At 69.8% G+C, this 11,310-nt stretch carries 7 protein-coding genes; 5 read left to right on the plus strand and 2 right to left on the minus strand.

Annotated features, from left to right (window positions below; translation table 11 throughout):
- Nucleotides 1–54: 54 nt before the first annotated feature.
- Nucleotides 55–1,275, minus strand: coding sequence for a trypsin-like serine peptidase (locus tag AQJ67_RS15980; protein ID WP_062719434.1), 1,221 nt, complete (start codon nt 1,273–1,275; stop codon nt 55–57).
- 353 nt (nt 1,276–1,628) lie between these two features.
- Between AQJ67_RS15980 and AQJ67_RS15985 the strand changes: the two genes are divergently transcribed.
- The 4 genes from AQJ67_RS15985 (at nt 1,629) to AQJ67_RS16000 (ending at nt 9,191) form a co-directional block, all read left to right on the plus strand.
- Complete coding sequence (locus AQJ67_RS15985; RefSeq protein WP_062719435.1) at nt 1,629–3,359, plus strand: diaminobutyrate--2-oxoglutarate transaminase family protein; 1,731 nt, start codon at nt 1,629–1,631, stop codon at nt 3,357–3,359.
- Between the two features lie 469 nt (nt 3,360–3,828).
- Complete coding sequence (locus tag AQJ67_RS15990) at nt 3,829–5,829, plus strand: IucA/IucC family protein (protein WP_425264161.1); 2,001 nt, start codon at nt 3,829–3,831, stop codon at nt 5,827–5,829.
- A 177-nt stretch (nt 5,830–6,006) separates the two neighbouring features.
- A complete protein-coding gene (locus AQJ67_RS15995; protein ID WP_062719437.1) occupies nt 6,007–6,927 on the plus strand; it encodes a GNAT family N-acetyltransferase in 921 nt (306 codons plus the stop codon).
- Between the two features lie 284 nt (nt 6,928–7,211).
- On the plus strand, nt 7,212–9,191 hold the full coding sequence (locus AQJ67_RS16000) for an ATP-dependent DNA helicase (protein WP_062719438.1): 1,980 nt from the start codon (nt 7,212–7,214) through the stop codon (nt 9,189–9,191).
- A gap of 188 nt (nt 9,192–9,379) precedes the next feature.
- On the opposite strand, the gene lexA is transcribed toward AQJ67_RS16000, so the two are convergent.
- Nucleotides 9,380–10,159: a transcriptional repressor LexA gene (lexA, locus tag AQJ67_RS16005; RefSeq protein ID WP_062719439.1), complete on the minus strand. Its 780-nt coding sequence runs from the start codon at nt 10,157–10,159 to the stop codon at nt 9,380–9,382.
- Between the two features lie 564 nt (nt 10,160–10,723).
- On the opposite strand from lexA, the gene nrdR reads away from it, so the two are divergent.
- Nucleotides 10,724–11,293 carry a transcriptional regulator NrdR gene (gene nrdR, locus AQJ67_RS16010; protein WP_062719440.1) on the plus strand — a complete coding sequence of 190 codons (570 nt, stop codon included), beginning with the start codon at nt 10,724–10,726 and terminating at the stop codon, nt 11,291–11,293.
- Nucleotides 11,294–11,310: the final 17 nt, after the last annotated feature.

Raw genomic sequence — 11,310 nt, forward strand, 5'->3', positions numbered from 1 at the left:
GCGGTCAGTTTCAGCCGCCGGCTTCCGGTTCAGCCACGGGGCTTCCGGCCGACGTCACTGACCGGCGAACTTGTCGCTCACCTTGTCGAAGATGCCGTTGGCCTCCTTGCCCAGCCGCGGGCCCGCCAGCCAGCCCGACTCCACCGGGCCGATGGAGGTGTTGGAGACCAGCGCAGGCTTGCCGTCCGAGCCCTTCGCGACCCAGCCGCCGCCAGAAGAACCGCCGGTCATGGTGCAGCCGATGCGGTACATCGTCGGGTCCGATGCCTTGAGCGACAGCCTGCCCGGCTTGTCCTGGCACTGGTACAGCTTCTGGCCGTCGAACGGCGCGGCCGCCGGATAGCCGATCGCCTTGATGCTGTCCACGTCGGGGACAGCGGGCGCGTTGAAGTCCACCGGCAGGGCCGAACCGACCATCTCCTCCAGGGACTTGCCGTTGCTGCCCTCCTCCGGCTTCACATGCAGCACGGCGAAGTCGTACGACGCACCGTCCCCGCCCGTCGCACCGCCCTGCGCGATCCACTGGTCCGAGGTCTGCGCCCAGTCGGCCCACCAGACGCCGTACGGAGCGACCTGCTCCCGCTTGGCGTTCTTGATCTCCGCGGCCGACATGCCCGCGTCGTTGTAGGACGGCACGAACGCGATGTTGCGGTACCAGCCGCCGCTCTTGCCGGCGTGCACGCAGTGACCGGCCGTCCAGACCATGTTGGACTTCCCGGGGTTGGCCGGGTCCTGAACGACCGTCGCCGAGCAGACCATCGTGCCTTCGGGGGAGTCGAAGAACACCTTGCCCGCCTCGGGCGCGTTGGCGTGGTACGACGTCGGCACGGCCTGGGCGTCCACGGGCTCCGGCGTCGGGTCGGTCACACCCTGGTCACCGGAGAGGTCGCTGTCGTCGACGCCCCGGTCCGGATCCTCGGCGTCCCGCATACGGTCCGGGTCCCACAGCCCCTCGATGATCGGGTTGACGTAGTCCTGCGCCTCGCGGAGCCAGTCGTCCTTGTCCCACTGCTTCCAGGCGCCGTCCTTCCACTTGTCGATGTCGATCCCGTGCTCTTTGAGCTTGTCCTTGATGTCGTCCGGGATCGTGATCTTGCCCTCGCCCCCGGCCGCCGCGGACGGGGTGGCCGCGCCGCCGGCCTCGGCGTCCCCCGACTCGCAGGCCGTGACGGTGAAGGCCAGCGCCGCGGCCAGCGCGACCACGGGGAGCGGGGAGGTTGTGCGGCGCGTGTTCCTCCCTCGACGAGCGGTGAACGACGGCCGTATCGAACGCATGATCTGACTCCCCCTGGGGTGACGGTACTTGGCGCCGCGGCTGTGCGCTCCCGTGGATCCATCGCTGGTCCGGCGGGGTCACGGCGCGTTGGGACGGCACCACACACTATGCGCTCGCTGTGGGGGAGTTCCGACGGAACGGCAACGGTTCCGTCACGGCAAGGATCTTGAAGCAACCCGTAACCCGCGTAACGGTCCGGGGTTGGTAGCGGTGGGGGGCCTGCTGTCTGTGTGCGGTCCCCAGTGCCCAGTTCCCCGGAGTTTCGAGTGGACGCTCGCGGGGCTTCGTATGTCGGGTCGGGCGAGGATGCGAGAGGCCTGCTCGCCCCTGGACAGCGGGAGGACAGGGAGCCATGGCAGTGACCGAATCCGTGCGCGGGGAAACTTCCGAATCGACGGGGCCACACCCGGTGCACGAGGGGATCCTGCGGCGGCAGTCGGCGCGCGAATCGGCGGCACGCACCTACGCGCGTGCCCTGCCCATCGTGCCGGTGCGGGCGCGCGGACTGACCATCGAGGGAGCCGACGGCCGCCGCTACCTGGACTGCCTGTCCGGCGCCGGGACGCTGGCGCTCGGACACAACCACCCCGTGGTCCTCGAGGCCATCCGCAAAGTCCTGGACTCGGGCGCACCGCTGCACGTCCTGGACCTGGCGACCCCCGTCAAGGACGCCTTCATCACCGAGCTGTTCCACACCTTGCCGCCCGGCCTCGCCGGCCACGCGCGGGTGCAGTTCTGCGGCCCGGCCGGCACCGACGCGGTGGAGGCCGCGTTCAAGCTCGTCCGGGCCGCCACCGGACGCAACGGAATCCTCGCCTTCAGCGGCGCCTATCACGGGATGACCGCCGGAGCGCTCGAAGCGTCCGGGGGCGCCTTCGACGTACGGGTCGCGCGCCTGCCCTACCCACAGGACTACCGCTGCCCCTTCGGCGTCGGCGGCGAACGCGGCGCCGAACTCGCCGCCCGCTGGACCGAGTCCGTCCTCGAAGACCCCAAGTCGGGAGTGCCCCATCCCGCCGGGATGATCCTCGAACCCGTCCAAGGCGAGGGTGGCGTGATCCCCGCGCCGGACGGCTGGCTGCGGCGCATGCGGCAGATCACCGCCGACCGCTCCATCCCACTGATCGCCGACGAGGTCCAGACAGGGGTCGGGCGCACCGGTGCCTTCTGGGCCGTGGAGCACAGCGGCGTCACCCCCGACGTCATGGTCCTCTCCAAGGCCATCGGCGGCAGTCTGCCCCTGGCGGTCATCGTCTACCGCGACGAACTCGACGCCTGGCAACCCGGCGCGCATGCCGGAACGTTCCGCGGAAACCAGCTCGCCATGGCCGCCGGCACAGCGACCCTCGCCTACGTCCGCGAGAACCGGCTCGCCGAGCGGGCGGCCGAACTGGGCTCGCAGATGCTGAGTCAACTCCGGGAACTCGCAGGAGAGTTCACCTGCATCGGCGATGTGCGGGGGAGAGGGCTGATGATCGGGGTCGAGGTGGTGGAGCCGGTTGAATCGGCGCGGAGTGAGGGGTCGCGGACGGCGAACAGGGCGGCGCTTGAGGGGGCGGGCAGCGGGCCGGGGCTCTCGGCTCCTCCGGGCAGGCACGGGCGTACTCCCGACCAGGCTGAGTTCGGTGGTCCCGATGACCTGGGTTGGCCCCGAGGGGGTCTCGCGAGCGGTCTCGTGGGCGCCGACCCCGCCCGGACTACGGGCCGCGCCTCGGAGGACCTGGCACCCGTCGGCGGAGGAGCGCGGGCGGTGGCGGCAATGCCGGACCAGGACCGCCACCCACGCCCAGCCGCCCCTGAACTCGCTGCCGCCATCCAGCGGGAGTGCCTTCGACGCGGCTTGATCGTCGAACTCGGCGGCCGCCACTCCAGTGTCGTACGGCTGCTTCCACCCCTGACCATCAGCGACGAGCAGGCCACCGCAGTGCTGGACCGGCTGGCCGACGCCGTGGACGCGGTGTCCCGCAACCAGGCCGGCCACGACGGGACCCATCAGCCGCCCCCGGGCAATCGACGGCGCGGTGACCGAACAGCCCGGACGGATCGGACGGGCCGGGCCGACTGGGCCGATCGTGCCGTGTAACCCGGCAGCCGATGAGGGCGCGTCACTGCCTCCCTCTTGCCGTGCCGTCGCATCGGCGTGGGCCGCCATCGCCTCGGCGGCATTCGACCGACCCACGTCCGAGCGCCGGCTCACGTCCCTCCGAGACACCACCGCCAACTGACACACCCCTCCGGGCCCACCTCTGGAACGCGGGCCCTCACGGCACCGCGCACCTCACCACCAGCACGGCGACCGTCGCCGCGCAGCCGGAACCACTTCAAGAGGACCAGCCTTGACCACCACCCCCTCGACCGACGGCCGTACCTATGCCCGCGCGCAGAGCTCGTCCACTAGACGGCTCTCCCAGCAGGAGCCCGAGCCGCCCGTGCCGGCACAGGGCCTCGCCGTTCCCCAGACGCCGGTACCAGCGCCGATGCAGCGAGGCGCGCCAGACGCGGAGTCGCTGTACGGGGGCACCGCCGACTTCCTGGAGCACTCCGACCCGCACATGGCAGCCCAGGCCGCCGCAGTGGAGAACCTGCTCCGCTGCTGGGTGCGCGAGACGAACGTCCCGGCACCCGGCAACGGGGTCCTCCGAATCTCCTTGCCGGCCACCGGCACCGCCCTGCTGGTCCCGGTCCACTACTGGTCTCCGACGGGTTGGCACCGCTTCGGTCTCCCGCACTTGGCCGACGCCCCGCCTACCGACGCGGTCACCCTCGCCGCACTACTCATCAGGGAGACGCTCGGCGCCGGCGCCCCTGCTGTTGGCGGGCCTGGCCCTTCGCCGAACCCCGATACTGCAACGCCGTCGACTGCCTCCACACCGTGTGCCGGGCCCTCCCTCGCTTCCTCGCCCGTTCCGTCTCCCGCCGCTGTATCCGTGAAGTCCACCGAGTCTGCGACCGCTGCCGCGTCTGTGACGCCTGCCGCGTCTGCGACGCCTGCCCTATCTCCGCTGCCTGCCGTGCCTCCGACCTCCGAGTCCCCCGCCACTCCAGCGCCCACAATCCCGTCCCTCCCCGCGTCTTCTTCCGCCGCCACTGACCTCGTCGCACGTGTCGCCGACTCTGTGCGGCGAACCGTCACGTTCATCAGCGAGCGCCGTGAAGACCCCGCCGACTGCCCCGACCGCTTCCTCGCGGCCGAGCAGGCACTCCTGCTCGGACACCCGCTGCACCCGACGCCGAAGAGCCGCGAGGGTCTCTCCGAGAGCGAAGCGCGGCGGTACTCACCCGAGTTGCGTGGCTCCTTTCCCTTGCACTGGCTGGCTGTCGCTCCCTCCTTGGTCGCCACTGACTCTGCTTGGACCGAACGGGGCCGGGGTGTCCCCGCCGCGCACCTCACGGCCCGACTCGCCGGTCCTGACCTGCCACTGCCCGACGGGTACGCGGCCCTCCCCCTGCACCCTTGGCAGCACCGCGAGCTCCTGTACCGCTCAGACTCGGCGGCCCTGGTCGAGGCCGGCCTGCTCCGGGACCTCGGCGCTCACGGCGCCCTGTGGCACCCCACCTCCTCCGTCCGAACCGTCCACCTGGCAGGCGCCCCCGCCATGCTCAAGCTGTCGCTGGGCCTGCGGATCACCAACTCCCGCCGTGAGAACCTCCGCAAGGAGTTGAACCGCGGTGTCGAGGTACACCGCCTCCTGCGCAGCGGGCTCTCGACCCAGTGGCGGGCCGCGTACCCGGGGTTCGACATCGTTCGCGACCCGGCGTGGCTCGCCGTCGACGGGCCGGACGGCGCTCCTGTGCCCGGCTTCGACGTGGTGATCCGGCACAACCCGTTCAAGCCTTCCGACGACGTGTCCTGCGTAGCCGGACTCGTCTCGCCGCGCCCCCGCACCCAACCCGGCACCGCCTCCGGCCGGCCTTGGTCGGGCAAGGAACCCCTCAGGTCCCGTCTGGCCGAGGTGGTCACGCATCTCGCCGCCCGGACAAGGCGCCCTCGCGGGGCCGTTGCTGCCGAGTGGTTCCTGCGCTACCTCGAGCAGGTCGTCCGTCCGGTGCTGTGGTTGGACTCCGAGGCCGGGATCGCCCTGGAGGCACACCAGCAGAACACCCTGCTCCTGCTGGATGGCGAAGGCTGGCCCTCAGGCGGCCGGTACCGCGACAACCAGGGCTACTACTTCCGTGAGTCCCGGCGCACGGAACTAGACACCCGGCTTCCCGGCATCGGCGAGTGCAGCGACACCTTCGTCTCGGACGAGGTCACCGACGAGCGCTTCGCGTACTACCTCGCGATCAACAACGTGTTCGGTCTCATCGGTGCGTTCGGTTCCCAGCGTCTCGCCGACGAGGAATTGCTGCTCGCAGCCTTCCGTCGTTTCCTCGGCGATGTCGCCTCTGGTCCCGCCCGGTTGCGCACGACACTGCCTGCACACCTGCTCGAGTCACCGGTCCTGCGGTGCAAGGCGAATCTGCTGACCCGCGTGCACGGCCTCGACGAGCTCGTCGGCCCGGTGGACACCCAGTCCGTCTACGTCACCATCGCCAATCCCCTCCACGCCTGACCTGACCCTCACGGTCGACCCGTGCCATCCCTACATGTCTCCTGGCCGCCGCCAACCCTCGCCCCCGTCGCTCTTCCTCGCTCCGTTTCTGTGCTCCCGACACCGACTCCGGCTTTCACCAACCTCCTTCATTCCTGGGGAACATGACCCACCCCATCTCTTGAGAGGAGCGTCGCCGTGCCTCCCACCGACTCGACTGCCGACGCCGATACCGCCCCCTTCACCGACATCGGTACCGCCACGAGCCCGGGGGCTCGTGAGAGCCGTGGCGCCCCCGCTGCCGGCGGGAGCGCGGACAGTGAGGACACGCTGGACGTGCCCCTGCCCGACGAGATCATCGCGCTCTTCGCGGAGGACGTCGGTGGTGTGGGGGCAGAGAACGTGAGCGCAGGCTCAGCAGCCGGGGCGGAGTCCACACCTGCGCCTGAGCCGGCAGCCAAGCCCGGTCCCCATCCCGTACTCGACCCGTCAGGCGCACCCGTACCCGAGTCCGCAGCCGCACCCGCCTCCGCCCTGTCCATCGCCGAAGATCTGCTCGACCACATTGCCGACTGGGGGCCGATCAGCACACCCGCAGGGGTGCTTCACCTGGTCCCCGCGCGGGTTGACCGAGACCTTCCGATCATCGGCCGTTGGATGAACGATCCCGCCGTGGCGGCGTTCTGGGGACTCGCCGGGCCCCAGAACGCGACCGAGGAGCACCTGCGGGCCCATCTCTCCGGTGACGGACGCACCGTCCCGTGCCTGGGATTGTTGGAAGGCACGCCGATGAGCTACTGGGAGATCTACCGAGCAGACCTCGACCCGCTGGCCCGGCACTATCCGGCTCGGCCCCATGACACCGGTGTCCATCTCCTCATCGGAGCTGTCGGCGACCGTGGCCGAGGACTTGGTGGAACCCTTTTGCGAGCAGTCGCCGACCTCGCATTCGACAAGCGCCCCGCCTGTGCTCGTATCGTCGCCGAACCCGACATTCGCAACACCCCTTCCGTCGCCGCTTTCCTCAGTGCCGGCTTCCGGTTCTCCGCCGAGGTCGACCTGCCCGCCAAGCGGGCCGCCCTCATGGTCAGAGACCGAAGTCTGCGCCATCTGCTGTGACGCCACGTCGCAGCGTCATCACTTTTGGTACACCGCTCGCGGCGATCCGGTTCCCTCTCCCGGCGATCCGGATTCAGGCACAGTCGATCTTTTGTCCGGGCCGCCGGTCTCACAGACGTAAGGCCTCCGACCTCAACCGAACGAGGCTGAGTCCCACCCGACTCGATCCCGTACCCACCCGAACCGAACCGGTCCCCACCCGAGGAATCCCAGGTCTTGATCCCGCCGCTCGTCCCCACCGTGGGCGCCCCTTTGTCAGTGCCGGGCCGTAGGGTGGTCGCGCTATGACAAAGCCCTCACTCCCTGAACTCCTGCATGCTGCTGTCACTGCCGTCGGCGGTACGGAGCGCCCCGGCCAGGTGACCATGGCCGAATCAGTCGCGGAGGCGATCGACGGCGGGTCGCATCTGCTGGTCCAGGCCGGCACCGGCACCGGAAAGTCGCTGGGGTACCTGGTGCCCGCGCTCGCTCAGGGGGAGCGCGTCGTCGTGGCGACGGCCACCCTGGCGCTCCAGCGCCAACTCGTGGAGCGCGACCTGCCGCGCACCGTCGAGGCACTGCACCCGCTCCTGCGCCGTCGCCCCGAATTCGCGATGCTCAAGGGCAGGTCGAACTACCTGTGTCTGCACCGCCTGCACGAAGGCGTGCCGCAGGACGAGGAGGAGGGCCTCTTCGACCAGTTCGAGGCCGCCGCACCCACCAGCAAGCTGGGGCAGGACCTGCTGCGGCTGCGCGAGTGGTCGGACGAGACGGAGACGGGTGACCGGGACGACCTGACACCCGGTGTTTCCGACCGGGCCTGGGCCCAGGTGTCGGTGTCGTCGCGTGAGTGCCTGGGTGCTTCGAAGTGCGCGTACGGCGCCGAGTGCTTCGCCGAGATGGCCCGCGAGCGCGCCAAGCTGTCGGAGGTCGTCGTCACCAACCACGCCCTGCTCGCGATCGACGCCATCGAAGGCGCCCCCGTCCTCCCGCAGCACGAGGTCCTGATCGTCGACGAGGCGCACGAGCTGGTCTCCCGGGCCACCGGAGTCGCCACCGGCGAACTCACGCCGGGCCAGGTCAACCGCGCGGTGCGCCGCGCCGCGAAGCTGGTCAACGAGAAGGCCGCCGATCAGCTCCAGACCGCCGCAGAGGGCTTCGAACGGCTGATGGAGCTTGCGCTGCCGGGCCGCCTGGAGGAGATCCCGGAAGACCTCGGTTACGCGCTCATGGCGCTGCGCGACGCCTGCCGTACCGTCATCTCGGCCATCGGGGCGACTCGCGACAAGTCGGTGCAGGACGAGGACGCCGTCCGCAAGCAGGCGCTCGCCTCGGTGGAATCCGTGCACGACGTGGCGGAGCGCATCACGAACGGCTCCGAGTGGGATGTCGTCTGGTACGAGCGGCATGACCGTTTTGGGGCTTCCCTGCGCGTGGCCCCCATGTCCGTGTCGGGCCTGTTGCGGGAGAAGCTCTTCGCGGATCGGTCCGTCGTCCTGACTTCCGCGACCTTGAAGCTCGGCGGCGACTTCAACGGCGTGGGCGCGTCCCTGGGACTCGCCCCCGAGGGCACCGAGGGCGATGACCTTCCGCAGTGGAAGGGAGTGGATGTCGGCTCGCCCTTCGAGTACCGCAAGCAGGGCATTCTGTACGTGGCCAAGCACCTGTCGCGCCCCGCGCGGGACGGCGATCGGGTGGACATGCTCGATGAGCTGACCGAGCTCATCCAGGCGGCGGGCGGCCGCACGCTCGGCCTGTTCTCCTCGATGCGTGCCGCCCAGCTGGCCGCCGAGGAGCTTCGCTCTCGTATCCCCGAGTTCCCGATCCTCCTTCAGGGCGAGGAGACGCTCGGCGAACTGATCAAGAACTTCGCGGCCGATCCGAAGACCTGCCTCTTCGGCACGCTGTCCCTCTGGCAGGGCGTCGATGTCCCCGGCCCGAGCTGTCAGCTGGTCGTCATGGACAAGATTCCGTTCCCGCGCCCCGACGACCCTCTGATGAGCGCTCGCCAGAAGGCGGTGGAGGACGCCGGTGGCAACGGCTTCATGGCGGTCGCGGCCACGCATGCCGCGCTGCTCATGGCGCAGGGCGCCGGCCGCCTCGTACGGGCAACGGGCGACCGCGGAGTGGTCGCCGTACTGGACCAGAGGCTGGCCACGGCACGGTACGGGAGCTATCTGAAGGCGTCACTGCCCGACTTCTGGTACACGACGGACCGTAATCAGGTCCGGAAGTCGCTGGCCGCCATCGACGCGGCGGCGCAGAAGTCGGAAGCGGAACAGTGATCGGGGGTTAGCCTGTCGCGGCGCCGCGACAGGCTAACCCCCGATCTTTCGGCCACTGACGTCGGGGTCGGTACCGCGGACGATCTGCAGCCGCGAAAGCCCCGGCACAGCACAGGGCCCCGGAACCGGCGCAGGGGTTCCGGGGCCCGGTCAGAGGGCGACGCCGTGCGCTTCGCCCGCCGCGGCGGTCAGACGCGCCGCAGCACTGCCACCACCTTGCCCAGGATGGTCGCGTCGTCACCGGGAATCGGCTCGTACGCAGCGTTGTGCGGGAGAAGCCAGACGTGGCCGTCCTCGCGCTTGAAACGCTTGACGGTGGCCTCGCCGTCGAGCATGGCGGCCACGATGTCGCCGTTCTCGGCGACCGGCTGGCGCCGGACCGTGACCCAGTCGCCGTCACAGATCGCGGCCTCGATCATCGAGTCACCGACGACCTTCAGGACGAACAGCTCGCCGTCACCGACCAGCTGCCGGGGGAGGGGGAAGACGTCCTCGACGGACTCCTCGGCGAGGATGGGTCCACCGGCGGCGATGCGGCCGACCAGCGGAACGTACGACGCGGCGGGCTTGCCGGTGGTGTCCGTGGGCTGCACGGAGGCGGCCTGGTCGGAGCCGCGCACTTCGTACGCGCGCGGACGGTGCGGGTCGCGGCGCAGGAAGCCCTTGCGCTCCAGTGCCATCAGCTGGTGTGCCACCGAGGACGTGCTGGACAGGCCGACCGCCTGGCCGATCTCCCGCATCGACGGCGGGTAGCCGCGCCGCTGCACGGAATCCCTGATGACCTCGATCACACGGCGCTGGCGATCGGTGAGCCCTGAGCTGTCCGCCCGGATGCCGGGAGGTCGGCCCGGCAGGGAGCGCTTGTGCGCTTCGGGATTCATGGCTTCGTTCATCGCATGCACCGGCTCGAGTCGGCCCTGGGAGCGGTCCTGGGCAGTGATGGTGGCACTGTCTGCGGTGGTGGTCACGTCGGCCCCTCTCGATGGTCTCCCTGCTGCACAACGGTAGTTGCTTTCGAAAGGTTGCGCCAAACACACGTTCGAGTGAAAAAACGCGAATCACCTGACGCGATCGTGTGTCCGGGTGTATGGCTGGCGCGCGGTCCGACGGGCAAAAGGGTTCATTGTTGTACCCTTCACCGCCGGGGTGACGACCTCGTGGGTTGTTGCCCCAGTCTGCCATCCGAGATCGGATCAGCCGGGGACCGACCCCCATCTGTGCGGGAGTCCCACGTCGCCTTCGTGCGGCGCTCACGGTATCTCCGTATGTGCCGGGGCGATACGCCCGTGCACCAAAGCGCACGGCGCGCCGGTGTGGACGTACGCGGCCTGCCATGGTCTGTGCGACACGCGAGAGCCGTGTCGATGTATGAGCCAATCCCCACATGTAGTGGTTGGATTGCGGCAGCAGCCCAGAAGTTGTGGTCCCCCCGGTCTTCGGCCGCTCGGAGATCGCCTATGCTTGGGGCTGCTTCGAGGGGCCCATGAGGCCCAGCGAGGCTATTGAGTCTGCTGTGAGGAGGGTTGGGAGTTATGCACTGCCCCTTCTGCAGGCACCCCGACAGCCGCGTCGTCGACAGTCGTACGACCGACGACGGCACGTCGATCCGCCGACGTCGCCAGTGTCCTGACTGCTCCCGCCGTTTCACGACGGTGGAGACATGCTCACTGATGGTGATCAAGCGGTCCGGAGTCACGGAGCCGTTCAGCCGCACCAAGGTCATCAACGGCGTGCGCAAGGCGTGCCAGGGACGACCGGTCACCGAGGACGCGCTCGCCCAGCTCGGCCAACGGGTCGAGGAGGCGGTGCGAGCCACTGGAAGCGCCGAGCTGACCACCCACGACGTGGGGCTGGCCATACTCGGCCCGTTGCAGGAGCTCGACCTCGTGGCCTTTCTGCGATTCGCCTCCGTCTACCGGGCGTTCGACTCGCTCGAGGACTTCGAGGCCGCGATTGCGGAACTCAGGGAGGCGATGGGACGCCCCGCCGCGGACGACGACGACCGCGAAGACGACGCCGACGCAGTCACGGGGGGCCAGGAAGACGAGCGCGGGCCCGGAGGGACTGCACAGGTCCCCGTGCCCGCCAACGCCGCCGACTGAGGGCGGGCCGGATCCGG

Origin of the sequence: Streptomyces caeruleatus (genome assembly GCF_001514235.1) — a bacterium.
GTDB classification, from domain to species: Bacteria; Actinomycetota; Actinomycetes; order Streptomycetales; family Streptomycetaceae; genus Streptomyces; species Streptomyces caeruleatus.